General features: G+C 72.9%; 22 protein-coding genes. 9 read left to right on the forward strand and 13 right to left on the reverse strand.

Annotation, left to right across the window (positions count from 1 at the left end):
- Nucleotides 1-217: 217 nt before the first annotated feature.
- From ABZ721_RS22980 to ABZ721_RS23000, 5 genes are all read right to left on the reverse strand, one after another.
- On the reverse strand, nucleotides 218-2,572 hold the full coding sequence (locus ABZ721_RS22980; protein ID WP_358790541.1) for a chitobiase/beta-hexosaminidase C-terminal domain-containing protein: 2,355 nt from the start codon (nucleotides 2,570-2,572) through the stop codon (nucleotides 218-220).
- 330 nt (nucleotides 2,573-2,902) lie between these two features.
- Entirely contained in the window at nucleotides 2,903-3,742 is an 840-nt protein-coding gene (locus ABZ721_RS22985) for a class II fructose-bisphosphate aldolase (RefSeq protein ID WP_358790542.1), read from the reverse strand.
- On the reverse strand, nucleotides 3,720-4,655 hold the full coding sequence (locus ABZ721_RS22990) for a 1-phosphofructokinase family hexose kinase (protein ID WP_358790543.1): 936 nt from the start codon (nucleotides 4,653-4,655) through the stop codon (nucleotides 3,720-3,722). The genes ABZ721_RS22985 and ABZ721_RS22990 overlap by 23 nt, the downstream gene beginning before the upstream one ends.
- Nucleotides 4,652-5,680: an ROK family protein gene (locus ABZ721_RS22995; protein ID WP_358790544.1), complete on the reverse strand. Its 1,029-nt coding sequence runs from the start codon at nucleotides 5,678-5,680 to the stop codon at nucleotides 4,652-4,654. Before ABZ721_RS22995 ends, ABZ721_RS22990 begins: the two co-directional genes overlap by 4 nt.
- Entirely contained in the window at nucleotides 5,673-6,626 is a 954-nt protein-coding gene (locus tag ABZ721_RS23000) for an SIS domain-containing protein (RefSeq protein WP_358790545.1), read from the reverse strand. The genes ABZ721_RS22995 and ABZ721_RS23000 overlap by 8 nt, the downstream gene beginning before the upstream one ends.
- A 227-nt stretch (nucleotides 6,627-6,853) precedes the next feature.
- Between ABZ721_RS23000 and ABZ721_RS23005 the strand changes: the two genes are divergently transcribed.
- From ABZ721_RS23005 to ABZ721_RS23015, 3 genes are all read left to right on the forward strand, one after another.
- A complete protein-coding gene (locus tag ABZ721_RS23005; RefSeq protein WP_358790546.1) occupies nucleotides 6,854-7,612 on the forward strand; it encodes a DeoR/GlpR family DNA-binding transcription regulator in 759 nt (252 codons plus the stop codon).
- A 358-nt stretch (nucleotides 7,613-7,970) separates the two neighbouring features.
- Nucleotides 7,971-9,008 carry a PHP domain-containing protein gene (locus ABZ721_RS23010; RefSeq protein WP_358790547.1) on the forward strand — a complete coding sequence of 346 codons (1,038 nt, stop codon included), beginning with the start codon at nucleotides 7,971-7,973 and terminating at the stop codon, nucleotides 9,006-9,008.
- A 129-nt stretch (nucleotides 9,009-9,137) separates the two neighbouring features.
- Entirely contained in the window at nucleotides 9,138-9,896 is a 759-nt protein-coding gene (locus tag ABZ721_RS23015) for a VOC family protein (protein WP_358790548.1), read from the forward strand.
- Between the two features lie 27 nt (nucleotides 9,897-9,923).
- On the opposite strand, the gene ABZ721_RS23020 is transcribed toward ABZ721_RS23015, so the two are convergent.
- Nucleotides 9,924-10,796: an NAD(P)H-binding protein gene (locus ABZ721_RS23020; protein WP_358790549.1), complete on the reverse strand. Its 873-nt coding sequence runs from the start codon at nucleotides 10,794-10,796 to the stop codon at nucleotides 9,924-9,926.
- Nucleotides 10,797-10,905: 109 nt separating this feature from the next.
- On the opposite strand from ABZ721_RS23020, the gene ABZ721_RS23025 reads away from it, so the two are divergent.
- The gene (locus tag ABZ721_RS23025) at nucleotides 10,906-11,505 is read left to right on the forward strand and encodes a TetR/AcrR family transcriptional regulator (protein WP_358790550.1); all 600 of its coding nucleotides are present in this window, start codon (nucleotides 10,906-10,908) and stop codon (nucleotides 11,503-11,505) included.
- Nucleotides 11,506-11,545: 40 nt separating this feature from the next.
- On the opposite strand, the gene ABZ721_RS23030 is transcribed toward ABZ721_RS23025, so the two are convergent.
- The 4 genes from ABZ721_RS23030 to ABZ721_RS23045 all read right to left on the reverse strand — a co-directional run bounded on the left by ABZ721_RS23030 (nucleotide 11,546) and on the right by ABZ721_RS23045 (nucleotide 18,331).
- Entirely contained in the window at nucleotides 11,546-13,534 is a 1,989-nt protein-coding gene (locus ABZ721_RS23030) for a translation factor GTPase family protein (RefSeq protein ID WP_358790551.1), read from the reverse strand.
- Between the two features lie 221 nt (nucleotides 13,535-13,755).
- Nucleotides 13,756-14,109 carry a DUF805 domain-containing protein gene (locus ABZ721_RS23035; RefSeq protein ID WP_358790552.1) on the reverse strand — a complete coding sequence of 118 codons (354 nt, stop codon included), beginning with the start codon at nucleotides 14,107-14,109 and terminating at the stop codon, nucleotides 13,756-13,758.
- A 134-nt stretch (nucleotides 14,110-14,243) separates the two neighbouring features.
- Nucleotides 14,244-16,820 (reverse strand): polynucleotide kinase-phosphatase, encoded by a 2,577-nt coding sequence (locus tag ABZ721_RS23040; protein ID WP_358790553.1) that lies wholly within the window; start codon nucleotides 16,818-16,820, stop codon nucleotides 14,244-14,246.
- On the reverse strand, nucleotides 16,817-18,331 hold the full coding sequence (locus ABZ721_RS23045) for a 3' terminal RNA ribose 2'-O-methyltransferase Hen1 (protein ID WP_358790554.1): 1,515 nt from the start codon (nucleotides 18,329-18,331) through the stop codon (nucleotides 16,817-16,819). Before ABZ721_RS23045 ends, ABZ721_RS23040 begins: the two co-directional genes overlap by 4 nt.
- 98 nt (nucleotides 18,332-18,429) lie before the next feature.
- Here ABZ721_RS23045 and ABZ721_RS23050 point away from each other — a divergent pair, with 98 nt between their 5' ends.
- Both ABZ721_RS23050 and ABZ721_RS23055 read left to right on the forward strand, forming a co-directional pair.
- Nucleotides 18,430-19,173 (forward strand): dienelactone hydrolase family protein, encoded by a 744-nt coding sequence (locus ABZ721_RS23050; RefSeq protein ID WP_358790555.1) that lies wholly within the window; start codon nucleotides 18,430-18,432, stop codon nucleotides 19,171-19,173.
- A 2-nt stretch (nucleotides 19,174-19,175) separates the two neighbouring features.
- Nucleotides 19,176-19,442 carry a DUF6295 family protein gene (locus ABZ721_RS23055; RefSeq protein WP_358790556.1) on the forward strand — a complete coding sequence of 89 codons (267 nt, stop codon included), beginning with the start codon at nucleotides 19,176-19,178 and terminating at the stop codon, nucleotides 19,440-19,442.
- A 78-nt stretch (nucleotides 19,443-19,520) separates the two neighbouring features.
- Here ABZ721_RS23055 and ABZ721_RS23060 read toward each other — a convergent pair whose 3' ends face one another.
- Entirely contained in the window at nucleotides 19,521-20,849 is a 1,329-nt protein-coding gene (locus tag ABZ721_RS23060; protein ID WP_358790557.1) for an aldehyde dehydrogenase family protein, read from the reverse strand.
- Between the two features lie 52 nt (nucleotides 20,850-20,901).
- Here ABZ721_RS23060 and ABZ721_RS23065 point away from each other — a divergent pair, with 52 nt between their 5' ends.
- Entirely contained in the window at nucleotides 20,902-21,561 is a 660-nt protein-coding gene (locus tag ABZ721_RS23065) for a TetR/AcrR family transcriptional regulator (protein ID WP_358790558.1), read from the forward strand.
- Between the two features lie 32 nt (nucleotides 21,562-21,593).
- Here ABZ721_RS23065 and ABZ721_RS23070 read toward each other — a convergent pair whose 3' ends face one another.
- Nucleotides 21,594-22,448, reverse strand: a complete 855-nt coding sequence (locus ABZ721_RS23070; protein WP_358790559.1) for a helix-turn-helix transcriptional regulator — start codon at nucleotides 22,446-22,448, stop codon at nucleotides 21,594-21,596.
- 139 nt (nucleotides 22,449-22,587) lie between these two features.
- On the opposite strand from ABZ721_RS23070, the gene ABZ721_RS23075 reads away from it, so the two are divergent.
- Together ABZ721_RS23075 and ABZ721_RS23080 are read left to right on the forward strand one after the other, a co-directional pair.
- Nucleotides 22,588-23,472 carry an NmrA/HSCARG family protein gene (locus ABZ721_RS23075; protein ID WP_358790560.1) on the forward strand — a complete coding sequence of 295 codons (885 nt, stop codon included), beginning with the start codon at nucleotides 22,588-22,590 and terminating at the stop codon, nucleotides 23,470-23,472.
- An 88-nt stretch (nucleotides 23,473-23,560) separates the two neighbouring features.
- A complete protein-coding gene (locus tag ABZ721_RS23080) occupies nucleotides 23,561-24,073 on the forward strand; it encodes a cupin domain-containing protein (protein WP_358790561.1) in 513 nt (170 codons plus the stop codon).
- A 52-nt stretch (nucleotides 24,074-24,125) separates the two neighbouring features.
- Here ABZ721_RS23080 and ABZ721_RS23085 read toward each other — a convergent pair whose 3' ends face one another.
- Entirely contained in the window at nucleotides 24,126-26,012 is a 1,887-nt protein-coding gene (locus ABZ721_RS23085; RefSeq protein ID WP_358790562.1) for an alkaline phosphatase family protein, read from the reverse strand.
- Nucleotides 26,013-26,025: the final 13 nt, after the last annotated feature.

The following is a 26,025-nucleotide window of genomic DNA, read 5'->3' on the forward strand; positions in this document are numbered from 1 at the left end:
CGCGGTGGGGACCCCCAATCTCTGTACACACTGAGTGGTCATCGCGGCGATCGTAGCTCCCCCGCGCGCGATCTGCCAGCGGTTTACGTTCCGTTCCGTTCTGTTGCGGTCAGGTCCGGTGCGGTCCGGTCGGGTCCGCGCGGACGCGGCGTCGGGGCCGCTCGCCGGATGCGAAGGGCCCCGAGGCCGGTGTGCCGGTCAGGTCACCGCCGTGCGGTCACGGGTAGGAGACGACGTTGCTGGGCGCGGTGCCCGCCGGGGTCACCGCCCCGGTGTCGTTGATGACGTGGGTGATGGTGCCGTTGCCGCCGAGCGAGACGGTCAGGATGTTGTGGAACCGCACGCCCGGGGTGTTGGGCACCTCGAACGCGTGGTAGCTGTTCACCGCCGGGTTGACGTTGAAGTAGCAGTAGCTGCCGAGTCCCCACGCCTCATGGGTGGTGACGCCCGCCCCGACCTTGTAGGCGGCGTACCCGTTGACGCTCGCCGAGCTCTTCCACGCGGCCTGGTTCGGCACGTCGTACGGCATCTCGTTCTGGAAGAAGATGGTCTTGCCGTTCTGGCCGTTCCAGATGACCTCGTGCTTCTGGTAGTGCTCGACGAACAGGCCGGTCGCCAGGACGTCGGCACCGTTGACGATCACACCGGTGTCCGCGGTGTTGATCGTCCAGCCGACCGTCCCCGCGGTGCCGTGGTCGGCCCGCCAGGCCCAGATGTGGTCGATGATCGTGTTGTTGCTGTTGACGATCAGGCTGGTGGTCGCCTTGCCGGCGATCTGCCCGCCGATCCGGAAGAACACGTCCTGGATGGTGGTCGGGTTGCCCGCGTGGCCGGCCGACGAGCCGGCCGGTCCGACGGTCACCAGCGCCGCCGAGTTGGTGGTCCCGGCGTCGATCAGCAGGCCCTTGAGACGGACTCCGTCCACGTCGGCGACCTGGATCGCGTTGACGCCGTTGTCCGGGACGAAGGTCGGGTAGCCGATGCCGAGCACGACGGTGTTGGCCCGGTTGATGTTGAGCGTCTGGTTCAGGTGGTAGACGCCGGGCGTGACGAACAGGTTGCAGCCCTGGGCGAGCGCGTTGTTGATGGTCGCGGCGGTGTCGCCGGCCTTGACCACGTAGAACTGGCTCATCGGCTGCGAGGTGCCCGGGGTGCTGCCGTTCGCCCAGCTCGCGCCCGAGGCGTTGGTCCGCAGCGACGGGAGGAACACCCGGTACTTGCCGGCGCCGTCGACGTACAGGTAGGGCACGTCACGGGAGACGGGGGTGGTGGCCAGCGTGGTCTCGGGCGGGTTGGGGAAGGTGTTGGCCGGGGCGCCGGTGGTGCCGGAGAAGACCATGTTCCACACGCCGCCGGACCAGCTGCCCAGGTTGCTGTCGCGGGTGTACCACTGCTGCTGCGAGATGGACGCGGTCTGGCCGCTGACCTTGGTGTCGGCGATGTAGCCACCGCTGGCCCAGCCGTAGCTGGCCGGGTACAGCTGCAGGTCGCCGCGGACGTCGATCCGGCGGAACGGGGCCGCCTGGGCCACGGCCCAGCGGTTGCCGCCGACCGGGTTGATCGCCAGGTTCTCGGCCGACCGCCAGAAGTTCTGCGTCGCGTTGCCGGCGTCGGAGGCGTTGAAGGCGTCCACGGTGACGTGACCGTTGATCGTCACGTCGCCGGGGTTCTGCCCGAGGCCGGCCACCGAGGTGTAGAAGCCGACGTTGTCGTTGACGTTGTAGGTGCCCGGTTTGAACAGCTGCGCCACGCGGTTCGAGCTGAACTGCGCGGTGTTGGTGTCCTTCATCTGCTCGAACTGCGCGTCCAGCTGCGCCTGGATGGTGGCGCTGGACATGCTCGGGTCGTAGATGTGCACGTTCGGGCCGAAGTTCGGCGTGTCCGACTGCGTGGGGCAGCCGGCGGAGGCACCGATCGTGTACGTCGCGCTCGCCACGGCGGAGTCGCCCAGGCCCGACTTCACCGCGACGGCCTTGACGGTGGTCGTCGCCGTCACGCTGATCGGCGCGCTGTACAGGGGGGACGAGGCGGTGGGGGTGGAGCCGTCCCGGGTGTAGTGGATGCTCGCACCCGCGGTCGCGTCCGCGATCGTCACGCTCTGGGCCGACGTGTAGTTGCCGCCCGCCGGGTTGAAGGTGGGCGTGGCCACCGTGCCGGTGCCGCCCCCGCCCTGGGTGTACGTGAAGTGCGGGGTGTCGTATTGCGGTCCGCTCTTCTCGTAGGTGAACCAGTAGTCCAGGAGCGAGCCGTTGCTGAGGGAGTCGACGGTCTTGGTCCAGGTGCCGGCGTTGTTGGCAATACGGAAGTTCTGCTGGCCGGCGCCGCCCACCGTGTAGTGCACGTCGACGTAGAGCGCGCTCGTGGTCGGCGTGAAGGATATCTGGGCCTGGGTCGCGCTCAGTTGCGTGACGCTCTGGGTGTAGTCGGCGGCGGCGGCCGAGGCGGGCCCGGTGAGCCGGCTGAGTCCGAGCAGCCCGGTCAGGGCGAGCACGAGCACGCTCAGCAGGGCGACGGTGCGGTGGTGCAGGCGTGGGGGAGGACGCATGGAGCCGGAGGGGGCGGTACTGCGCATGGGTGGGGGGTCCTTTCGCCTGGATTCGTGAAGTGAACACCGAGTCGGCGTGGAAGAAAGGCGAAGACGGGCTCGAATCTTCGTATTGGGGGTTGAGTCGCGGGCCTAAACCTTCGATTCAACCGTCTGAAAACGCTCTCAATCTGCGGATCGCCGAGGATGGAGGAGCTGCTTAGGCAGTGTTGGGTTGGTGGCGGCGCGTCGTCAAGAAGTTACGCAGAATTCAACTCTTGAACACAAACGGCCCTCTCTCCGCGACGAGTTGCGGAGAGAGGGCCATGAGGTGAAGCCGTCAAGCGATGTCGGGCGACGTCAGGAACGGGCGGGGACTCAGCCCTCGCAGGCCAGTACCCGCAGCAGGCGGGCGACCTCCCCGGCGACCGCGTCGCGGGCCGGGCCGAGGTACTTGCGGGGGTCGGAGACGGCCGTGTCGGCGTCGAGGCGCGTCCGCACCGTCCGGGTGAACGTCCTGTTGAGGTGCGTGGAGATGTTGACCTTCGTCATCCCGGCCGCCACCGCCCGGACGAGGTCGTCGTCCCCGACCCCGGAGGAGCCGTGCAGGACGAGGGGGACGCCGACGGCGTCGCGCAGCCGGGTGATCAGCTCGAAGTCGAGGACGGCGTCGCGGGTGCGCATCGCGTGGGAGCTGCCCACCGCCACGGCGAGCGCGTCGACGCCGGTGGCGGCCACGAAGTCCCGCGCCTCGTCCGGATCGGTGCGCACGCCCGGGGCGTGGGCGCCGTCCTTCCCGCCGATCTCGCCGAGTTCGGCCTCCACCCACACCGTCCGGTCGTGGCAGTGGGCGGTGATCTCCCGGGTGGCGGCGACGTTGTCGGCGTAGGGGAGCGTGGACGCGTCGAACATGACCGAGGTGAAGCCGAGTTCCACCGCCTCGCGCACCAGGTCCGCCGACTCCGCGTGGTCGAGGTGGACGGCCACCGGGACGCGCGCGGACCTCGCGATGGCCAGCGACGCCAGCGCGATCGGTTCGAGGGCGCCGTGGTAGCGCACGGTGTTCTCGCTGATCTGCAGGATCACCGGCCGCCCGGCCGCCTCGGCACCGGCGACGATGGCCTGGGCGTGCTCCAACTGCACGACGTTGAAGGCACCCACGCCCACGGTCGTCGCGGCCGCGGCGTCGGCGATGTCATGGGTGGCTGCGAGCGGCATGGACTTCCTCCACGGAAACGGCGGTACGGAAACGGTGATAGGCGTCGGCGTCGAAGTCGCCCGCCGTGGGACGGAGGACGGCGGCGGCCGACAGCGCGACGGCCTCGCCCAGCACGGCGGGCCATGGCGCCCCGGTGGCCAGCCCGGCCGCGAGCGCCGCGACGCACGCGTCGCCCGCTCCCGTCGGGTTGCCGGCCAGCCGCTCGGGCGGTGCGGCGCGCCAGGTGCCCTGTGCGGTGAGGGCGTGCAGCCCGTCGGGGCCGTGCGAGGCCACGACGTCGCGGGCGCCCAGCGCGCGCACGGCGGCCGCCGCGGCGGCGAGGTCCCGCAGGCCGGTGAGGTCCAGCAGTTCGTCGGCGTTGGGTTTGACCACGTCGGGGCCGGCGGCCAGCCCGGCGCGCAGCGCGGATCCGCTGGTGTCCAGGATCGTGCGGACCCCCGCCTCACGGGCCAGGGTGACCAGGTGCGCGTACACGTCGACCGGCAGGCCCGGCGGGAGGCTGCCCGACAGCACCGCCACGTCGGCGTCGCCCAGCAGGCGCGCGTACCGCGCGGTGAAGGCCTCCCACTCGCCGGCCGTCACCGCCGGTCCGCCCTGGTTGAACACGGTGGCGTCGCCGTCGGCACGGGAGACCACCGTCAGGGTGCGCCGTGACTCGCCGGTGACGGGCACCAGTTCGTCCCGCGGACCGGCCGTGCGCAGTTCGGCGCGCAGCCGGTCACCGGTGTCACCGCCGCACAGCCCGGTCACGGCCGTCTGCCACCCCAGCGCGGAGAGCACCCGGGCGACGTTGACGCCCTTGCCGCCGGCGCGCTCGTGCACGCTGTCGACGCGGTGCGAGGTGCGGGGTACGAGCTCGTCGACGACGTACGTGACGTCGAGGGCGGCGTTGAGTGTGACGGTCAGGATCACCGCGACCCGACCCCCGCGGAGCCGGCGGTGGCACCGCGCATGGTGAACTCCGTCTCGCCCGCGCCGGCCGCCGCGCCCGCGCCACTACCGCGGGTCGCGCAGTCGACGGCCTGCCAGGCGTAGAGCCCGGCGCCCAGGCAGCCTGCCATGTCGCCCAGGGCCGCCCGGACGACGGCCGGCCGGCGCTGGAACGTCAGCCGCCGGGCCAGGCGGTCGCGGACCGGTTTCAGGAGGGTGTCGCCGACCTGGGCGAGGCCGCCGCCCAGGACGATCAGTTCGGGGCCGAGCAGCGACGACGCGGTCGCCAGCGCCGACGCGAGCGCGTCGACCGCGTGCTCCCAGACCGCCACGGCGTCGGCGTCGCCCTGCGCCACCAGCGCCGCCACCTCGTCGGCGCCCTGGACGGAGCGTCCGGTGCGTGCCGCGAAGGCGGCCTTGACCGCGACCGCGGAGGCCACCGTCTCCAGGCAGCCGCGGCCGCCGCACGGGCACGCGGCGCCGTCGGGGTCGACGACCACATGGCCGAGCTCGCCCGCGTGGCCGCCGGCCCGGACGGGCCGCCCGTCGCTGATGACGGCGGCGGCGATGCCGGTGCCGATGGCCACGAAGAGCACGTCGCGGGCGCCGCGGGCCGCCCCCAGGACGCACTCGGCGAGCCCGCCGGCCCGCACGTCGTGCCCCAGCGTGACGGGGAGCGCGGTGCGCCGCTCCAGGAGGTTCGCGAGCGGGAGGTCCCGCCAGCCGATGTTGGCGGAGTACACCGCGTTGGAGAGGTCCTCGTCGACGTGGCCGGGCACGACCACCCCGACCCTGCGGACCTTCAGGCCCTCGTCGCGGGCCTGCTGGGCGAGGGCGCGCAGCGTCTCGGTGATGACGTCCACCACCGCCTCCGGCCCCGCGGCCCGGGGAGTCGGCCGGCGCACGGTGGCCAGCAGCATCTCCCGGTCCATGAGCGCGCCCTTGATGCCGGTGCCGCCGACGTCCACGGCGATCACGCACTCGCCCGCGTCACGGCCCTCACGCATGGCGGCCCTCCAGGACGACGGACCGGGTGAGGTTGCGCGGCCGGTCCGGGTCGTAGCCGCGGGCCTCGGCGATGGCGACGGCCAGCCGCTGGGCGCGCACGAGGTCGGCCAGCGGGTCGAGCGTCCCGGCTCCGGTCCCGGAGCCGTCGAGGAGCGTGCCGCCGACGCGGGCGACGTCGTCCGCCAGGCCCTGCGGGAGCGAGCCGAACATCCACGCCACGCGGCCCGGTCCGGTGATGCTGATCGGCCCGTGGCGGTACTCCATGGCGGGGTACGCCTCGGTCCACGCGCCGGCCGCCTCGCGCATCTTCAGCCCGGCCTCCAGGGCCAGACCGTAGGTCCAGCCGGTGCCCAGGAAGGTGAACTGCTCGGCCCCGAGCACCTCGGGGGCCAGCTCCTCGGTGACGGCCCGCTCGGCGTCCTGCGCGGCCTCGTCGAGGGTGCGCACCCCCGCCGGCAGGCCGCCCTCGGCCTCCAGATGGGCGCGGAGCAGGGCGAGCACCGTGGTGGCGAAGCGGGTCTGCACGACCGACTCCTCGTCGGCGAAGTCCAGGACCACCAGGGAGTCGGCCGCCGTCATCACGGGGGTCGCCGGGTCGGCGGTGATCGCCGTCGTGGGCACTCCCGCGTCGCGGGCGCGGCCGAGCAGGTCCAGCACCTCGGTCGTGGTGCCGGAGCGGGTGATCGCGAGGATCCGGTCGTAGCGGCGCCCGGCGGGGAACTCCGAGGCGGCGAAGGCGTCGGTCTCGCCGTGGCCGCCGCTCTCGCGCAGCACCGCGTAGGACTGGGCCATGAACCAGGAGGTGCCGCAGCCGACGACGGCCACGCGCTCACCCCGGCGGGGGAGTGCGGCGCTGTGGGAGGGGAGCGAGCGGGCCGCCTGCCGCCAGCAGGCGGGCTGGGTGGCTATCTCGACGGAGGTACGGGAGGGCGTGGCGCTGGGCATACGACGCTTCCTTCGGACGCGGTGACGACGGCTCTCGCAACAAGTTTGATCGAAACTGATTCAATCATGCGCTCATCGAGCAAATGTGAGCGCACTCGTTGTGTCGCGGAGTATTCACGACTCCGGCCGCCGGGTCCAGTCGCCGAGGCCGGGAAGACGCCGATCCGTTCCAGTGGGGAGCGGGAATTGCCCCTCCGGCCGCTCTGGCCTGGAGCTACACTCCCCCCATGCTCAAAGTTGACAGAATCGCCCGCATCCTTGATCACGTGTCCAAGGAGGGCAGTGCCGACGTCCACGTGCTCACCGAGCTGCTCGGGGTGTCGGGGGCGACGGTCCGGCGCGATCTGCAGACGCTGCACGAGCAGGGGCTGCTGCACCGCACCCGCGGTGGCGCGGTGACCGGCACGTTCAACCTGGAGCTGCCGCTGCGCCACCGGGCGGGACGCCAGCAGGCCGAGAAGCGGCGGATCGCCCTCGCCGCCGCCCGCCTGGTGCCGGAGGGCGCGGTGGTGGGCATGACCGGAGGCACCACGGTCACCGAGATCGCCCGGGCGCTGGCCGAGCGCAGCGGCATCACCGTCGTCACCAACGCGGTCAACATCGCCGCCGACCTGATCGCCCGGTCCGAGATCCGTCTCGTGGTCGTCGGCGGGAACGCCCGGACGGCCAGCTACGAACTGGTCGGTCCGGCCGCGGAGCGGATGCTCGCCCAGTACAACCTGGACATCGCCTTCATCGGGGTGGACGGCCTGACCGCGAGCGAGGGCTGCACGACGCACGACGAGATGGAGGCCCACACCGACCGCGCGTTCCTGCGCAGCAGCGCGCGCTCGGTGGTCGTGGCGGACAGCACCAAGGTCGGCCGGGTGACCTTCGCGGAGATCTGCCCGCTCGCCGACATCGACGACCTCGTCACCGACGACGGCCTCGACGCGGTGCGGGAGCAGGCCGTCGCCGAGTGCGGTGTGCGGGTGCTGCGGGCCTGACGCCGAGCCGCTGCCGGCACCGTCCGGCGGATCGCACTGGGTCCGGAACTGATGACCTGGCCGATCAACTGGGACGGCTCGAAGGGGTGGACGTTCGGCAACAACGTCAAGGCCCTGCAGGGGCGCTGACACCGACCAGCCGACGGCGGACGCGGCGCCCCCGGCGGGGTGGCACCGCGTCCGTCCGCCTGTCCGGGTGCGGTGCGCCACGCGGTGGCGGGGGCCGTGTTCGAGGTGCGCCGGTGGCGGGGGCGGGCGACAGTGGGACGGTGCGTGCGGCGGTCCGCCGGCGTACCGTGCCGTCCCCTTTCTCCGGAGGCGGCCGGGTGGGGCAGGAGGCCGGCCCGAGGAGGCCACTGTGGAACCGGTGACGGCGCTGGACCGGATCGCCTTTCTGCTGGAGCGCGCGCAGGCGGCCACCTACCGGGTGGAGGCGTTCCGCACGGCGTCGGACGTGGTCGCCGGGCTGCCGCCCGAGGAGGTCGCCGCCCGCTCGGCGGCCGGCACGCTGCAGGCGGAGAAGGGCATCGGCCCCAAGACGGCGCAGGTCGTCAAGGAGGCCCTGGCCGGAGCGGTGCCCGGCTACCTGGAGAAGCTGGAGGCGGAGGCGGCGGAGCCGCTCGTGGCGGGCGGGAGCGCGCTGCGCGCCCTGCTGCGCGGCGACTGCCACCTGCACTCCGACTGGTCGGACGGCGGCAGCCCCATCGAGGCGATGGGCCGGACGGCCGCGGAGCTGGGGCACGAGTGGGCCGTGCTCACCGACCACTCGCCCCGGCTGACCATCGCGGGCGGGTTGTCGCCCGAGCGGCTGCGGCGGCAACTGGAGGTGGTCGCCGAGCTGAACGAGCGGTGGGCCCCCTTCCGCCTGCTGACGGGCATCGAGTGCGACATCCTCTCCGACGGCTCCCTCGACCAGGAGCCAGAGCTGCTCGACCGGCTCGACGTCGTGGTCGCGTCGAGCCACTCCGAGCTGCGGATGGACGCGCCCGCCATGACCCGCCGCATGATCAACGCGGTCCGCAACCCCCTGACGGACGTCCTGGGGCACTGCACCGGCCGGCTGCTGTCCGGGCGGCAGCGCCCGCCGTCGCAGTTCGACGCGGAGGCGGTCTTCGCGGCCTGCGCGGAGGCCGGAACGGCGGTCGAGATCAACAGCCGCCCCGAACGGCAGGACCCGCCGGACGAGCTGCTGCGCCAGGCCGTCGACGCCGGGGTGCTCTTCGCGATCGACACCGACGCCCACGCGCCCGGGCAGCTCGACTGGCAGATCCTGGGCTGCGCGCGCGCCGAAGCCTGCGGCGTGCCGCCGGAGCGCGTGGTCAACACCTGGACGGCCCCCCGATTGGCGGAGTGGACCCGCACCCGGAAGGCACCGGCGGGCGACCGCCCCGCGTGACGCCCCCGCGGGTCGCCGCGGGAGCGGACCGGGGGGAACGGTGGCACAGTGATCAGAGTCCCCCCGGCGTGAGGTGAGGCTGCAGACATGGCTCCTTCGGAACGCGCGGTCCAGGGAGCGCCGTGTTGGGTGAGCCTGACCGCCGCCGACCTGCCCGCCAGTCAGGCTTTCTACCAGCGTGTGCTCGGCTGGGAGTACCGCCCCGGATTCCAGCTCGACGACTACGCCGTGGCGCTCGCCGAGGGCGATCCGATCGCCGGGCTCGGCGTGAAGGGGCGCTCGTTCGGCATCTTCGCCTGCTGGGCGGTGCACTTCGCGGTGGACGACATCGACCGCGCCGCGGCGCGGATCCGCGAACGGGGCGGCACCGTCGCCGTCGGTCCGCTCCCGTTCGGCCCGGGCCGGGTGGCCTGGGCCGTCGATCCGGCGGGCGCGCCGTTCGCCCTGTGGGAGGGACCCCGGGACCCGCGCTGGTCCACCGGTGGCGGCGGTGGCCGCCATGTGGGGATCGAACTGTGCACCCGCGACGTCTTCGCGGCGGCGATCTTCTACAGCCAGGCGCTGGGCTGGGACACCGAACCTCCCGAACGCTGCACCCTGCGCTACGAGGACGATCAGGTCTTCGTCGACGTGCTCGGCCGCACGGTCGCCGTGCTGCACGGCGGAGCGGTGGAGGAGGCCCCGGACCCCAAGGTGCGCCCGCGCTGGCAGGTCGTCTTCCGCTCCCCGCACGCCCATCTGGCCGCCGAGCGCGCCGAGGCGGCGGGCGGCGCGGTCGTCAGCGGCCCGGAGGAGACGGCGTCGGGCGTGGCGACCCTGCTGCGGGATCCGGAGGGCACCTTGTTCAGCGTCGCCGCCCTGGCCGCCGCCGGGCCGGAGGAGCCGTAGTCCCGCCCCGCCCCGGCGGGGCCGGGATCAGCTCGCGGGTCGCGTCAGCTCCCGCTCCGCGAAGGCGCGGAAGCTGCGGGGTGCCTGCCCGGTGAGGCGCAGGACGGTGTCGGTGGTGCGGTCCTCGGCGCCTTCGGCGATGGCGCGGTCCAGGCCGGCGAGCAGCGCGGCGAACTCGGCGGGCATGTCGGCGGCCAGCCGGTCGCGCTGCTGCTCGTAGGTGAGCCGGTGGTGGGTGACGGGCCGGCCGGTGGTCCGGGTCAGTACGGCGGCGATGTCGTCGTAGGCCAGGGCCTGGGGTCCGGTGATGACCAGGTCGGTGTTGGGCGCCTGCTCCGCGGTCAGCGCGTGCACGGCGACGGCGGCGATGTCGTCGGCGTCGACGAATCCGACGCGGCCGTGCCCGGTCGCCGTGCGGATGGTCCCGTCGGCTCGCACGGTCCTGGCGTGCGCGTGGTCGCCGGTGAAGTTCTGCATGAACCACGACGGCCGCAGGACCGCCCACTCGGCGAACAGGCCGGGCAGCGCCTGGTGCACCTGCCCCACGGCCGGGCCCCCGGCGGGGATCGCCGACGAGCTGAGCAGCACCGCCCGGCGGACGCCCGCGGTGCGGGCCCGGCGGAGGAAGGGCAGCATGACGGCTGCCGGGTCAGCGGCGCCGAGCGGAGGGATGAGGTAGACGCGGTCCACGTCCTGGAGGGCGCCCGCGAAGGAGGCGGGGTCGTCCCAGTCGAACCGCACGGGCACCGTCCCCTGCGCGGATCCGGTCCCCTGCGAGGTGCCGGGGCGACGGCTGCCGGCCTTGACGCGGTGGCCCGCGGCGGCCAGGCGGGCGGCGACGCGGCTGCCGGTGGTGCCCGAGGCGCCGATGACCAGGGTGTGCTGCTGCGACGCGGTCATCCGGTGCTCCTGTGAGGTCGGTGGCGTTCCCGTACGATACGGACCGTGGGTCCGTTTCCCGTGGAGGACGATACGGACCCGCGGTCCGTTTCGCAACCGGAGGAGCCGCATGACCGAGCGCAAGCCCCGCGCGGACGCCACGCGCAACCGCGAGGCGGTCCTCGCCGCCGCCGACGCCCTCTTCGCCCGGTGCGAGAGCCCCGAGTCGGTCACCATGGCCGACATCGCGGCCGCCGCGGGCGTCGGCAAGGCGACGCTCTTCCGCGGTTTCGGCGACCGCACCGGCCTCATCCACGCCCTGTACGAACTGCGGCTCGCGCCGATCCGGCGCGCCGCCGAGGAGGGGGCGCCGCCGCTGGGGCCCGCCACCCCGCCGCTGCAGCGGGTGCCCGCCCTCCTCGACGCCGTGCTGTGCTTCAAGCTCGACCACCGCCACCTCGCCCTCGCGCTGGAGGGAACCGGCGGCAACAGCCCCTACGCGGCGGAGCACTACGCGCGCTGGCACACCACGCTCCGCAGCGCGCTGGAACGGATCCCCGGCCACGCCGACAGTGACTTCACCGCACACGCGCTGCTCGCCGCCACCCGTGCCGACCTGGTCGAGCACCTCGTCGGCCGGCAGGGCGCGACGCGCGAGCGGCTGCGCGCCGACCTGGCGGCGTACACCGCCAGAGTCCTGGGGGCAGGGGACGGAGGGCGGCGCCCCTGACGGGCGGCGCCCCCGGTGCCGTCGCCCTTCGCCGTCGCCCTCAGGCGCGGCGCGCGACCCGCGTCAGGTACTCCCGGCGGTGCAGCGGATCGTGGTCCGACCTCGGGCGGACGGGGATCGTGCCGCGGACCGGCCGGTAGTGGTCGAAGGCGCACTCCAGCACGCCCTCGCCGCGGGTCAGCGACGGCAGTTGCCGCTCCAGCGTGTGCACCGAGGCGGCCGGGAGCGTCCCCTCCACCCCGTACGACGCCCCTCGCGCCGCCGAGTCGTACGGCACCGCCCCCAGCCGCGCGAGCACGGGCAGCACCAGGCCGAACAGGTCGGCGGGGATCTCCAGGGCGAACCGGTGCATCGGCTCGTACACCTGACTCACCGCCTGCTGCAGCGCGCTCATCAGCACCAGGGGCGTGAGGTTGCGGAAGTCCCCGGCGGTGCTCGACATGCTCTTGTCGAAGACGGCGTGGGCGTGGCTCTGCCGTGCCGCGTACCCCGCATGCGTCATGGTGACCGTGCAGTCGGTGACCTGCCAGCCGTGGACGCCCTGCCGCAGTGTGGTCCTGACGGTCTCCTCGACCGCCTTGAAGAACGCGTAGGGCATCGAGCCGAGTTCCACCTCCAGCCGGAACTCCACGCCGCTGCCGACCGGCGCCGGGTCGACCCGCAGCCCCACGGTCGCGAGGAACGGATTGGGGTCGGCGTGCATGATCTCGACCGCCGCCCCGGTCCCGATCGGCCGCTCGATGTGCAGGGTCGTCGTCTCGCGGAAGGAGACGTCGACGCCGAACTCGTTGGCCAACGTGGCCTGGATGACCTCCTTCTGCACCTCGCCGTAGAGCGAGACGGAGGTCTCCCGCCGCAGATCGTCGTGCCGGAGGTTGATCAGCGGGTCCTGTTCGGCGAGTTGCGTGAGCGCGACGTGCAGGGGTCCCCGGTCGGCGGGGCGCACCGGCTCGACGACCGTTTCCAGGGACGGCGGGGCGAAGTGCCGGCCCTCCGGCCGCGTCCCGCGCGGCATGCCGATCGCGTCGCCGACGCGGATGTCGCCGATGCCCCACACCTTGGCGATGCGGCCCGCGGCGACGGCGTCGGCGGGGACGTCCGCCCCGTGCTCGTAGACCCTGAGCGCGGTGACCTTGCCCTCCTCGCTCCCGCGGAACGGCAGGCGGTCGCGTACCCGCACCGTTCCGGAGAACAGGCGGACGTAAGCGATCTTCTCTCCGGCAGGCCCGCGCTCGACCTTGAAGACCGTGCCCGAGACCGGCCCGTCGGCGTCGTGCGCCGCGGCGGGCAGCAGCTCGGTGATGCCGGAGACCAGCGCGTCCACCCCGGCGCCGGTGATCGCCGAGCCGAAGAACACCGGATGCGCCAGCGCCCGCCGCGTCTGCGCCGCGAGTTCGGCCCGCAGCCGCGGATAGCAGAGCGCGGCCTCGTCGGCGACGTACGCGGCGAGCAGCGCCTCGTCGCGACCGGTGAGGAGATCGACGAGCCGGGTCGTGAACTCCGTGTCGGCGGCGGTGCAGGGGTGGGCGGTCGCACCGCGGGTGCCCAGTGCGGTGGTCCGGGTCATCGGGACACTGGCGGGAGCCAGCTTCCCGGCGATGGCGCGGAGCACGGCGTCGTACCGGGCACCCCCGCGGTCGATCTTGTTGACGAAGATCAGGGTGGGGAGGCCGAGGCGCTGCAGCGTGCGCATCAGCACGCGGGTCTGCGCCTGCACGCCCTCGACGGCCGAGACGACCAGCACGGCGCCGTCGAGCACGTCCAGCACCCGCTCCACCTCGGCGATGAAGTCCGGGTGGCCGGGGGTGTCGATCAGGTTGACGGTGACGCCGTCGATGACGAACGAGGCGACGGCGGCCTTGATGGTGATGCCGCGCTGCCGTTCCAACGCCAGGGAGTCGGTGCGGGTGCTCCCGTCATCGACGCTGCCGATCTCGTCGATGACGCCCGCCGTGTGCAGCAGGCGCTCGGTCAGGCTTGTCTTTCCGGCGTCAACATGCGCCAGGATTCCCAGGTTCAGCGTATGCACGTGCGGTCATGTCCTTGAGATAGACGGAAATTCCCTCCTGGATGGACATGAACGGTCCGCACATCATCAGAACTCCTGGATCGACGGGGCTGCCGGGGCCGGCATGGAAAAGTGCACCAGATTCCCGCCCGGAAGGGCAACCGCTTTAGGGGGCGCCCCAGGGGCCGGAACGCCGACTGCCCGCCGGCGGGGGCCGGCGGGCAGTCGGGAAGGGCGTGAGGTCAGACGGCGTGGGCGTCGCGCACCGGGAGGGCCTTGGGGTCCGGGCCGTAGGCGTTCGTCTCCTGCTCGCTGTCACCGCTCAGGATGACCAGCATGAAGAGGAGCCCCACGAGCGGGACGAGGAAGAGGAACACCCACCACCCGCGGCGGCCGGTGTCGTGCAGCCGGCGGACGGTGACTCCCAGGCTGGGCAGGAACGTGGGCACGAGGTACGCCAACGCGATCCACGGACGCGATCCCACCACGGCGTCGAGGGTGATGAAGGCGGTGAGGAGGAGCAGGTGGATCAGCGTGAACTGCCAGTATTCGCGGCACCGCGCCCGCCCGCTGAATACGGCGTATTTCTTGAGCACTTCGACGTAGTAATGCACCGCGTCCCCCCATAGGACTTGAAGGCCCGACCCAATGGATCAAGGCAGACGGGGAGAACAGTAAAGCCGGGGTGTGCCCCGGTCAAGGGGAAATGTCCCCTTGACCGGGGTCGCGGTCAGAGCCTGGGGTCGACCGGTTCGGACTCCAGGGCCAGGACCGCGAAGACCGCCTCGTGGACGCGCCACAGGGGTTCGCCCGCCGCGAGGCGGTCGAGCGCTTCGAGGCCCAGGGCGTACTCGCGCAGCGCGAGCGAGCGCTTGTGGCCCAGCGAACGCGAGCGCAGGCGGGCGAGGTTGTCCGGGCGGGTGTACTCGGGACCGTAGATGATCCGCAGGTACTCGCGGCCCCGGCACTTGATGCCGGGCTGCACGAGCCGCCCCTTCTCGCCGCGCACCAGCGCCTGGAGCGGCTTGACGACCATTCCCTCGCCGCCGGCGGCCGTCAGCTCCAGCCACCACTCGGTGCCCGCCGCGACCGACTGCTCGTCGCCGGTGTCGACCACGAGCCGGCGGGTCGCCTGCAGCAGGCCCGTCGGGTCGTCGGCGACCAGCCGGTCGATCAGCGCCAGCTGCCGGTCGTGCGGCAGCGCGGCCAGGCTGCGGTCCTGGACGGCCAGGATCTGGAAGGGGGCGAGGCGCACCCCGTCCAGGCCCTCGGTCGGCCAGCAGTAGCGCCGGTACGCGTCGGTGAACGCGGCGGCGTCGGTGGCCCGGCCGCGCTGGCGCTCCAGCAGGTCCGCCACCGCGCTGCCGCGTGCCGACGCCGCCTCCAGGGCGGCGATCGCGCCCGGGAGCACCGCGCCCGACGCGGCGCCCACGGCGGCGTACTGCCGGCGCAGCAGACCGGACGCCTTCAGCGACCAGGGCATCAGCTCGGCGTCCAGCAGCAGCCAGTCCGTCTCCAGCTCCTCCCACAGCCCGGCGCTGGTGACGGCCTCGCGCAGCCGCGCCAGGATCTGCTCGGTGACCGCGGGGTCGTCGAAGAACGGCCGCCCGGTACGGGTGTGCAGTGCTCCGCTCACGTCCGGCTCGGTGATGCCGAAGCGCGCCCGCGCCACCTCCGCGTCACGGCAGACCAGCGCCACCGCGCGCGAGCCCATATGCTTCTCCTCGCACACCACCTGGCGCACCCCGTCCGCGCGGTAGGCCGCGAAGGCCTCGCGCGGGTACTCCAGGTACCCCTCCTCCTGCGAGGTCGCGCACGGCGACATCGTCGGCGGCAGGTAGGCGAGCAGCCGCGGGTCGACCGCGAACCGGCTCATGACCTCCAGCGCGGCCGCCGCGTTCTCCTCGCGGACCGCGACCCGGCCGTGCTGCGACGTCTCGACGACGCGCCGGCCCGCCACGTCCCCCAGGTCCAGCGGCCGGCCGTCCAGGCCGCCCGGTGCCTCGGTGACGAGGGGTTTCACCGGCTCGTACCAGACGCGCTCGGCCGGCACGTCGACGAGCTCGCGCTCGGGCCAGCGCAGCGCCGTCATCCTGCCGCCGAACACCGCACCGGTGTCGAGGCAGATGGTGTTGTTGATCCACGCGGTGTCGGGCACGGGCGTGTGCCCGTACACGACGGTGGCGCGGCCCCGGTAGTCCTCCGCCCACGGGTAGCGGACGGGCAGGCCGAACTCGTCGGTCTCGCCCGTGGTGTCCCCGTACAGCGCGTGCGAGCGGACCCGGCCGGAGGTGCGGCCGTGGTACTTCTCCGGCAGCCCCGCGTGGCAGACCACGAGTTTCCCCTCGTCGAGGACGTAGTGGCTGACCAGCGACTCGATGAACCGGAGCGCGCGGGCGTTGAACTCCGGTTCCTCGCCCGCGATCCCCTCCAGCTGCGCGATGGTCTCGGCGAGGCCGTGGGTGTGCTGCACGTTGCGGCCCTTGAGGTAGCGGCCGAGCTTGTTCTCGTGGTTGCCCGGCACGCACAGCGCCGAGCCGGCGGCGACCATGCCCATGACGAGCCGCAGCACGCCGGGGCTGTCGGGGCCGCGGTCGACGAGGTCGCCGACGAACACGGCGGTGCGCCCCTGCGGGTGCGCGGCGCCCACCGGCCGTCCGGCCGCGTCCCGTTCCAGGGCGTAGCCCAGCGCGGTCAGCAGCGTCTCCAGCTCGGAACGGCAGCCGTGGATGTCCCCGATGATGTCGAAGGGTCCGGTCAGGTGCCGCAGGTCGTTGTAGCGGCGTTCCATGACGATCTCGGCGCCGTCGATCTCCTCGGTGCCGCGCAGGATGTGCACCTTGCGGAACCCCTCGCGCTCCAGGCCCCGCAGCGAGCGGCGCAGTTCGCGCTGGTGGCGCTGGACGACGTGCCGGGGCATGGCGGCCCGGTCCGGGCGCGCGGCGTTGCGCTCGGCGCAGACCTGCTCGGGTACGTCGAGGACGACGGCGATCGGCAGCACGTCGTACTGGCGGGCCAGGTCGACGAGCGCCTTGCGGCTCTCGCTCTGCACGCTGGTGGCGTCGATGACGGTGAGCCGGCCGGCGGCCAGCCGCTTGCCCGCGATGTAGTGCAGCACCTCGAAGGCGTCCCGGCTGGCGGCCTGGTCGTTCTCGTCGTCGCTGACCAGGCCGCGGCAGAAGTCGGAGGACAGGATCTCGGTGGGCTTGAAGTGCCGGGCGGCGAAGGTCGACTTGCCGGAGCCGGTCGCCCCGATGAGGACGACGAGGGACAGGTCGGTCACGGGAAGCGTGCGCTTGCTGGTCATGCGGCCGACTCCTCCTTCGGGGTCCGGGCGGTACGGGCGGGGCGGGTGGTCCGCGGGTCCTGCGAGTGCGGCGAGCCGCTCCGGGTGAAGGCCGCCAGCTGCGTCGGCGGCCCGACCTCCGGGTCGTCGGGTCCCACCGGGACGTACGCCACGTCGTAGCCGTGCCGCGCGGCGACCCGCTCCGCCCAGGCGCGGAACTCCGCCCGGCTCCACTCGAAGCGGTGGTCCGCGTGCCGGACGTGACCGGCGGGCAGCGTCTCCCAGCGCACGTTGTACTCGGAGTTCGGCGTCGTGACGATGACGGTCCCGGGGCGCGCGGAGCCGAACACGGCGTACTCCAGGGCCGGCAGCCGCGGCAGGTCGAGGTGTTCGATGACCTCGCTGAGCACGGCGGCGTCGTACCCCTGCAGCCGGGTGTCGGTGTAGGTGAGCGAGCCCTGCAGGAGGCTGACGCGGGCGGCCTTGTGCTCGCCCATCCGCTCCAGGTGCAGCCGCCGCGCGGCCACGTTCAGCGCCCGGATCGACACGTCGACACCGACGACTTCGGTGAAGCGGACGTCCTTGAGCAGCTCGCCGACCAGCTGTCCCTGGCCGCAGCCGAGGTCCAGCACCCGGCCCGCGCCCGCGGAGCGCAGCGCTTCGAGGATCGCGGCGCGGCGCTGTGCGGCCAGTGGGGCCGGCTTCTCCTCGGTGTCGGCGCTCTCGTCGACCGCGTTGTCGATCTCCTCGACCTCGAGGTCGTCGGCGTCCGCGAGCCGGGCCAGCTCCAGGCGCTCGATGGCCTGGCGCGTCAGCGCCTTGCGGCGGGACAGGTAGCGGCTGGCGATCAGCTGCTGCTCGGGGTGGTTCTCCAGCCAGCCCTCCCCGAAGCGCAGCAGCTTGTCGACCTCGTCCTCCGAGATCCAGTAGTGCTTGGAGTCGTCCAGGACCGGCAGCAGGACGTACAGGTGCCGCAGGGCCTGCGACAGGCGCAGCCCACCCTCCAGCGTCAGCCGTACGTAGCGCGAGTCGCCCCACTCGGGGAACTGCGCGTCCAGGGTGACGGGTTCGGCTCCGACGGTCCAGCCCAGCGGTTCGAACAGCGCCCGCACCAGGGCGGCGCCGCCACGGGCGGGCAGCACCGGTACCTCGATCCGCAGCGGCAGCGGGGCCGCGGCGCGCTCGGGATGGGTGCGGCACTCGCCCCGCAGGGCGCTGGAGAACACCGTGCGCAGCGCCACGGCCAGCAGCGACGAGGCGGCGTACGGCCGGTCGTTGACGTACTGCGCGAGCGCCGCGTCGGGCGTCGCGCCCTGGTCCCTGCCCTTCCCGCGGCGCACCAGCGCCACCGGATCCACCTCCAGCAGGAGCGCGGCCGTGCAGATCCGCGCGGACGCCTCGGGGTAGAAGACGTGCGCGTCGCCGTAGGAGGTCGAGAAGGCCTGGGCCTTCTCCGGGTGCTTGTGCAGCAGGAAGCCGAGGTCCGTTGCGGGAAGCTCGTCGTCGCCGGTGAGGGATATCGTCAGGAACACACGCCGAGTATTGACGGGTTCACCCGCCACCACCAGGCATTTTTGGTCACAGAGCCCGGCCCGCCGCCGCCGGGCCGCCGGGCTGGTATAGCTGTTCCATGAGTGATTCCCTGACTGCGGAGACCATCCGGCTCACCGGGCACGGCGGCGACGAGATCGAGGCGTACCTGGCCCGGCCCCAGGGCCCGCAGCGGCGCGGGGGCGTCGTCGTCATCCACCACATGCCCGGCTACGACCGGGGCACCAAGGAGATGGTCCGCCGCTTCGCCGAGCTCGGCTACGACGCGATCTGCCCCAACCTCTTCTACCGCGAGGCGCCGGGAGCGGCGCCCGACGACGCGGCCGCGGCGGCCCGGGCGGGCGGCGGGGCACCGGACGAGCGCGTGCTCGGCGACATCGACGCCGCTGTGACCCGCCTGCGGGCGCTGCCCAGCGCCAACGGCAGGGTCGGCGTCATCGGGCACTGTTCGGGGGGCCGGCAGAGCGTGCTGGTCGCCTGCAACCTGGCGGTGGACGCGGCGGTGGACTGCTACGGGGCGTTCGTCACCGGCACCGTGCCCGAGGGCTTCCCGATGCGGATCTCCAACCTCGTCGACCAGCTGCCCCGGCTGCGCACTCCGCTGCTCGGGCTGTTCGGGGCCGAGGACAAGTACCCCGGCCCCGAACAGGTGGCCGAACTGGAGAAGATCCTGACCGCCAACGGCAAGGACTTCACGTTCCACAGCTACGAAGGCGCCGGTCACGGCTTCTTCTCGGCGGACCGCCCCGCCTACGACGTGGCGGCGGCCAACGACGGCTGGGAACGGATCGCCGCCTTCTACGCCGAACACCTGGGGGCCTGAGCATGTGCACCTACGCGACCGTCAAGGATTGCGTCGACGGCAGCGCCAAGGGGCCGAACGGCTCCTGGTTCCACGTCACCGACGTGACGGTGTACTTCGACCACCCGGTGCACGCCATGGCCGAGCACACCCTCAACATCGACTTCACCGACCCGTCCAAGGGACCCTCGGCGCGGGTCGCGCTGGAACTGACCGCGGAGTCCGGCCGCCGGCTGATCGCCGCGATCCAGGAGGCGCTGGCATCGGTCCCGGCCGAGCTGGCGGCCTGACGTCCTGACGGTTTGACGTGCTGGCAGTCTGACGCGCCGGCGGTCCGCCGTGCTGACGGCCCTGCGGCCGCGGGGCCGTCAGGCCAGCGGCTTGTCCAGGACCGCTTTGCTGTGGCTGAAGGTGTCGATCGAGTACTCGCCGTGGTACCGGCCCATGCCGCTCTCGCCGACGCCGCCGAAGGGCAGTTCCGGGGCGGTGAGATGGGCCACCGGGATGCCGAAGGTGAGCGCGCCGGACGAGGTCTCGGTCAGCAGCCGCTGCTTGGTGTCGTCGGACGAGGTGAACGCGTACAGCGCCAGCGGCTTGTCGCGCTCGTTGATGAACGCGATCGCGGCGTCGAGGTCCGGGACGGACACGATGGGCAGGACGGGCCCGAAGATCTCCTCCTTCATGACGGGGGAGTCGGGGGAGACGTCGGCGAGCACGGTGGGCGCCAGGTAGCGCGTCGCCCGGTCGTGGGTGCCGCCGGTCACGATGCGGCCGCTGTCGAGCAGGCCGGTCAGCCGGTCGAAGTGCCGCTCGTTGACGATGCGCCCGTACTCGCTGGAGGCGGCCGCGTCGTCACCGTACAGATCGTGCACGGCCGAGGTGAGCAGCGGCTCGATGGACCGGGCCGTGTCCCCGATGGCCAGCACGTAGTCGGGGGCGACGCAGGTCTGGCCGGCGTTGAGGAACTTGCCGAACGCGATCCGCTGCGCCGCTGCGGCCAGGTCGGTGTCCCGGTCGAGGACGGCGGGGCTCTTGCCGCCCAGCTCCAGCGTGACCGGCGTCAGGTGCTTGGCGGCGGCGGTCATGACGATCCGGCCGACGGTGCCGTTGCCGGTGTAGAAGATGCTGTCGAACCGCTGCGCCAGCAGCGCGGTGGTCTCGGGGATCGCGCCCTCGACGACCGTCACGGCCTCGGTGTCGAGGTAGCGGGGGAGGAGCTTGGCCATCGTGGCGGAGGTGGCGGGTGCCAGCTCGCTGGGCTTGACGACGGCGCAGTTGCCCGCCGCCAGGGCACCGACCAGGGGCGCCAGGGCCAGCTGCAGGGGGTAGTTCCACGGGGCGATGACCAGCACGACGCCGAGCGGCTCGCGGACGACGTACCCGTGCGCCGGCAGGAGCTTGTCGGGGAGCGCGGCGGGGCGCGGGGCCAGCCAGGTCTCGAGGTGCTCGAGGGTGTGGTCGATCTCGTTGATCGTGAAGCCCACCTCGGTCCGGTAGCCCTCCTTCACGCCCTTCCCCAGGTCCGCGCGCAGCGCGGCGGTGATCTCGTCGCTGTTGTCCGCGAGCAGCGTGCGCAGGGCTGTGAGCTGGGCACGGCGCCAGGTCGTCGCCTTGGTGCGGCCGGTGGCGAAGGTGGCGCGCAGGCGGCCGACGACGGCGGCGGCGTCCAGGTCCGGGGTTTCGTCTCGGTGTGTCATGGGATCCAACGTACACAAAACGAAAAGCTTTCGTTTCGTATAGCCTGGTGACGTGACCGAGCACACCGAGAACGATTCCCCCGTACGCGGCAGGCGCCGTGACGTCGGCCGTGACCGTGTCCTGCTCGAAGCCACGCTGGAGGTCCTGTACGAGAAGGGCTACGGCGCGCTGACGACGGCCGAGGTCGCCAAGCGGGCGGGCGTGTCGACGGCGACGCTCTACCGCCGCTGGAGTTCCAAGCAGGACCTGGTCATCGGCACCGCCACCCAGTGGGCCCGTGACCTGGGGCCGGGCGAGGACACCGGCACCCTGGACGGCGACCTGACCGCCCTGCTGCGGGACAAGGCCCGGACACTGGACGGGCCGGGGGGCCGGCTGCTGCACGTCCTGATCGGCGAGTCGGCCCACAACCCGGCGCTGGCCCGCGTCCTGGACGAAGCCGTCGTCCAGCCCGTCCGCGACCGGGCCGCCGCGCTGGTGGCCCGCGCGGTCGCGCGCGGCGACATCCCGCCGCTGGACGACCCGCACGTGCTGGCCGACCTGGTGGTGGGGGCGATGGTCAGCCGGGTCTTCCTGACACCGGGGCCGCCCGATCCGTCTGATCCGTCCGGCAGGGCCGACGGACCCGCGGGTGCGGCTCCCACAGGTGAGGCGCTGGTGCGCGAACTGCGCCCGTTCCTGCTCCGCGCCCTCGGCGCCCGCCCCGCCTGATCCGCCGGCCGGCCCGCCGCCGGACCCTCCCGTCAGACCTCGTCGAGCAGTGCGCGCACCCGCCGGAGGCAGTCGTCGTCCGCGGGCACCTGCAGCACGAGGAGCAACTCGGGGTCCTCCACCGGGCGGACCTGGAAGATCTCCAGGTCGAGCCGCCCGGCCCGGGGATGGTCGATCGCCGTGGTCGCCGGCCGGAAGTAGCGGATCGGGTACTCCGCCCACCAGGCCCGGAACTCCGGGCTGGCCCCGGTCAGCTCCGCCACCATCTCCGCGAACCGCGGATCGTCCGGCCGCTCCCCGACAGCCGCCCGGAACTGGCTCAGCACCGACCGCGCGGCCGCCTCCCAGCGCACCATCCTGGCCCGGTTCTCCGCATCGGTGAACATCATCCACAGCAGATTGCGCCGGTCGCCGGAGAACGACGCGGGGTCGTGCCGCACCCGCGCGTAGGCGGTGTTCCACACCACGTAGTCGAAGTGGACGTCGTAGAGGCACGCGATCGTCGGGGCGACCGCGTCGACCAGCCGCTGCAGGCGGGCGAGGTCGCCGTCGGCCGGTGTGCCGACCGCCGGGGCGGTCAGCCCGGCGAGGCGCCGCAGGTGGCGGTGCTGGTCGGGGTCGAGCAGCAGCGCACGCGCCAGGGCGTCGACCACCTGGGCCGACGCCGTGATCCCCCGCCCCTGCTCCAGCCAGGTGTACCAGGTGACCCCGACCCCGGACAGCTCGGCGACCTCCTCCCGCCGCAGGCCGGGAGTCCGGCGGAGCCCCGGCTCGCCGTACTCGCGCAGCCCCACGTCGGCCGGTCGCAGCCGTGCCCGCTGGGCCCGCAGGAAGGCGGCGAGTTCGGCGCGCCGGGCCGTCTGCGGATTCCCCTGACCATCCCTCATACCGACCTGGCCCCCCGACCGCCCTGGGCGGTCCGGCCGGCCACTGGGTAGCAGTATCACTACCAGGACCGGCCCCGCCGACCGCCCTATCGTAACGAGCGCAGCCCATCGATCGCCGGAGATCACCAGGAGCTTCGCCATGGCCGGTCAGCAGGGATCCGTGTTGGTCATCGGCGCCACCGGTCAGCAAGGAGGCGCCACCGCACGGGCGTTGCTGGACCGCGGCCGGCCGGTCCGCGCCCTGGTGCGCGACCCCGCCTCGCACCCCGCCCAGGCCCTGGCCGGCGCGGGAGCCGACCTCGTCGTCGGCGATCTGGACGATCCGGCGTCCTTGCGCAGCGCCCTGCGCGGAGTGCGGGGCGTGTTCCTCGTCCTGACGATGATGGCCGGTCCCCGGATCAGCCCCGAAGGCGTGCTGGCGGAGGAGCGGCGGGGCAGGGCCGTCGCGGAGCTCGCGGCGGAACTGGGCATCGAGCATCTGGTGTACACCTCGCTCAACGGCACGGACGCCGGCAGCGGCATCCCCTACTACGAGAGCAAGCGGCGGATCGAGGAGCACCTCGCCTCGCTGGCGGTGCCCGCGACGGTGCTGCGCCCGGTCTCCTTCATGGACAACTTCGCCACCTACAACCGGCCGGCCCTGCTGGACGGGGAACTGGCGGTCGGCCTCGCCGTCCGGCCCGAGGCGCCGATGTCCCTGATCGCGGTCCGCGACATCGGCACGTTCGCCGCGATCGCCTTCGACCGGCCCGACCGCTTCTTCGGCCGGACGGTCGTGATCGCCGGGGACACCCTGACCCCTGCGCAGATCGCGGAGACATTCGGCCGGCACTGCGGGCTGCCCGCGCGCTTCCGGCAGGTGCCCGTCGAGCAGATCCGCGCCTTCGACGAGCAACTCGGCCAGATGTTCGCGTTCTTCGACGAGCACCCCGCCGCTTCCCCCGATCTCGACGCGCTGCGGGCGGAGCACCCGGACCTGCTGACGCTGGAGAGCTGGCTGCGCACGACGCAATGGAAGCCCTGAGGTCCGGCTTCCCCGAACGGTTCGACCCCCAGGCCGCACCGCGGGCCCACGCCGCACCACCCCACCTGACGTGAGGAATCGAGGAGCCATGACCGATGGACTGTTGCTACCGCCCGGCGGCGGCCGGCGGATCCAGAACATGACATTGAAGGCCGGAGCGGAGCAGTCGACGGTCTGGTCGACGTTCGAGGCGGAGATCGCCCCCGGGTTCGACGTCGGAGCGCATCTGCACGACCGGGCCGAGGAGGTCTTCTACGTCCTGGAGGGCGAACTCGACCTCCTCGCCTTCCAACCGGCCACGCGGGCCGGCGGCGACTGGCGCTCCTGGGAGTCGGAGAGCGGCGCCAAGGTGATGCGGGGCGGGCCGGGGAGCTTCATGTTCGTGCCCGCCGGCTGCCCGCACGCCTTCTTCAACCCCACCTCGGAGCCGGCCCGGATGCTCTTCCTGGTCTCGCCCTCCGGCCACGAGGAGTATCTGCGGGAGATCGCCGACGTGCTCGGCGCGGGCGGGCCGCCCGACCAGGCGGCGATCGCGGCGATACGGGCCCGTCACGACATCCAGCAGCTCACCCCGCTCACCGTGGGGCCGCGCACCGGCTGAGCGGTCCGGGGCCGCCCGCGCGGTCGCCAGGCCGGCTTCCCCCCGCCCGCCGCTACCGGGTGGTGGCCGTCCGCGCCTTGCGGCGGCGCAGCAGGAGGGCCCGGACGGCGGCGCCGGCTGCGAGGACGCCGGCGGTGATGCCCAGGGGGAGAGCGGCCGAGGGACCCGAGTCGGCGAGCGTCTGCGTCGACACGCGGTCACCGCCGCCCGGCGCCGCGGGCGCCGGGGACGGTACGGGCGCGGGGGCCGAGGCCCGGGGGATGTCCCGGACCGAGCGCACCGACCCGTCCGCGGCGAGCAGGACCTGCTTGCCGTTGGGGTGCCGGAAGTCGAAGGCCCCCAGCAGCGACCCGGCCCGGGTGTCGAAGGACGCGTCGCCGATCCGGTCGGTGTGCCAGTTGTCCTCGATGAACCGGGTGATGGAGGCCTGCTCGGTGCGGGTGTGGTCGACGGAGTTGACCTTGCTGTACGGGGAGATGACCAGCAGCGGCTGGCGCGTGCCGGGGCCGCAGCGGTCGGCGTAGCCCCCGGCCGCGGGCGGCCCGGCCTGGCAGGCGGGGCTGTCGAGGGACTTGCCGTTGGAGCCGATCGTGGTGTCCTTCGAGCCGTTCGCCGGCTCGGCGTACGCGTGGTCGTACCACCCGTCGGAGTCGTCGTAGGCGACGACGACGGCCGTGTGCCTCCACTGCGGGGCCCGCTGCACCTTGTTGATCTGCTCGACGAGGAAGTGCTGTTCGTCGATCGGGTCGGAGTAGGCGGCGTGGCCGTCCTGATACTGCGGCGCCTTGAGGAAGCTGACCGCGGGCAGGCTTCCCGCCCGCAGCGCGCTGTCGAAGTCGGCGAGGTCGTAGGCGTGGTTGGCCCGCCCGTCGTGGCCGATCTCGGCGACGCTCGCGGGCGCGAGGTGGTGCGGGTTGGACGTCGACCGGTAGTACTGGAACGGCGCGTGGTGCGGGCTGTAGTCGATGACCGGGGCGCCGCCCAGGTTGGTGTGCGTGCTGCCGGCGCACTTCGCGTAGTGGCCCGGCCGGCCGTCCCAGGCGGTGCTGGGGCGGAAGCCTCCCTGGAACCAGCCCCAGCTGACCTTGCGCGCGTTGAGCAGGTCACCGATGGTGCGGCCCCGCATGACCGCGAGCGCGTTCTTGCCGCTGTGGTCCGCGTTCGAGCAGTCGTCGAAGGCCGGGTCCGGGTCGTTGATCATGGTGCCGACACCGTGGGCGTCGGGCGAGACCACGGTGTACGGGTCGGGGGTGGCGGTCTGCCGCGGGTGCTCGGTGCCGGAGGCCGGGTCGACGGAGATCACTCCGTGGGTCTGGCCGGAGACGAGGTTGATGGCGCCGGGGGTGGACGGCCCGTAGGTCGTGCCGAAGGAGTTGTCGCCGAGCGAGTAGGCTTGCGCGTAGTTCCACAGCGCGGTGACGGTGTTGCCGTCGTAGTAGTCCATGACCAGGCCGGGCTCGCCGAACAGGGTGCCGGAGCACGTGCCGGAGTCGGTGTTCTGGACGTACTGGTCGGCCCTGCCGCCGGCGGCCGCGTACTGCTCGGGGCCGTAGTTGTGGTTCTGGTCGCAGGTCATGGCCTGCTGCGGGCCGAGGCGCTTGGGCAGGTACTGGTTCGGGTTCCGCGTCAGCAGCCCGGCGGTGCGCAGGGTGTCGATGCCGCGCGGCGTGCGCCGGTCTGCCGTGAACGGCGTTCCGTCGGTGTTCGCCGCGACCGGGTAGGTCCCGAAGTAGTGGTCGAACGAGACGTTCTCCTGGAAGATCACGACCAGGTGCTCGATCGGGGTGGCGGTCGGGCCGTGGCCCCCGGGGTGCTGGTCAGGCGCGTCCGCCAGAACGGGGCCCGCGCCGCCGAGGAGCGCGAGCGCGGCGGCACCGGCGAACGCTGCCCAGCGCGCGGTCCGGCGTCCCGGCTCGGTCGTTCTTCCTGCGTTGCCCATGGTGTGGTCAGCC

The organism is Streptomyces sp. NPDC006733 (genome assembly GCF_040636125.1).
Classification (GTDB): domain Bacteria; phylum Actinomycetota; class Actinomycetes; order Streptomycetales; family Streptomycetaceae; genus Actinacidiphila.

Coding starts and splice junctions, on each gene's coding strand:
- ABZ721_RS23040 (WP_358790553.1), bottom strand. CDS start 16,820: ATGACCAGCAAGCGCACGCTTCCCGTGACCGACCTGTCCCTCGTCGTC.
- ABZ721_RS23055 (WP_358790556.1), top strand. CDS start 19,176: ATGTGCACCTACGCGACCGTCAAGGATTGCGTCGACGGCAGCGCCAAG.
- ABZ721_RS23060 (WP_358790557.1), bottom strand. CDS start 20,849: ATGACACACCGAGACGAAACCCCGGACCTGGACGCCGCCGCCGTCGTC.
- ABZ721_RS22995 (WP_358790544.1), bottom strand. CDS start 5,680: ATGCGTGAGGGCCGTGACGCGGGCGAGTGCGTGATCGCCGTGGACGTC.
- ABZ721_RS23085 (WP_358790562.1), bottom strand. CDS start 26,012: ATGGGCAACGCAGGAAGAACGACCGAGCCGGGACGCCGGACCGCGCGC.
- ABZ721_RS23000 (WP_358790545.1), bottom strand. CDS start 6,626: ATGCCCAGCGCCACGCCCTCCCGTACCTCCGTCGAGATAGCCACCCAG.
- ABZ721_RS23005 (WP_358790546.1), top strand. CDS start 6,854: ATGCTCAAAGTTGACAGAATCGCCCGCATCCTTGATCACGTGTCCAAG.
- ABZ721_RS22985 (WP_358790542.1), bottom strand. CDS start 3,742: ATGCCGCTCGCAGCCACCCATGACATCGCCGACGCCGCGGCCGCGACG.
- ABZ721_RS23025 (WP_358790550.1), top strand. CDS start 10,906: ATGACCGAGCGCAAGCCCCGCGCGGACGCCACGCGCAACCGCGAGGCG.
- ABZ721_RS23070 (WP_358790559.1), bottom strand. CDS start 22,448: ATGAGGGATGGTCAGGGGAATCCGCAGACGGCCCGGCGCGCCGAACTC.
- ABZ721_RS22980 (WP_358790541.1), bottom strand. CDS start 2,572: ATGCGCAGTACCGCCCCCTCCGGCTCCATGCGTCCTCCCCCACGCCTG.
- ABZ721_RS23075 (WP_358790560.1), top strand. CDS start 22,588: ATGGCCGGTCAGCAGGGATCCGTGTTGGTCATCGGCGCCACCGGTCAG.
- ABZ721_RS23020 (WP_358790549.1), bottom strand. CDS start 10,796: ATGACCGCGTCGCAGCAGCACACCCTGGTCATCGGCGCCTCGGGCACC.
- ABZ721_RS23050 (WP_358790555.1), top strand. CDS start 18,430: ATGAGTGATTCCCTGACTGCGGAGACCATCCGGCTCACCGGGCACGGC.
- ABZ721_RS23080 (WP_358790561.1), top strand. CDS start 23,561: ATGACCGATGGACTGTTGCTACCGCCCGGCGGCGGCCGGCGGATCCAG.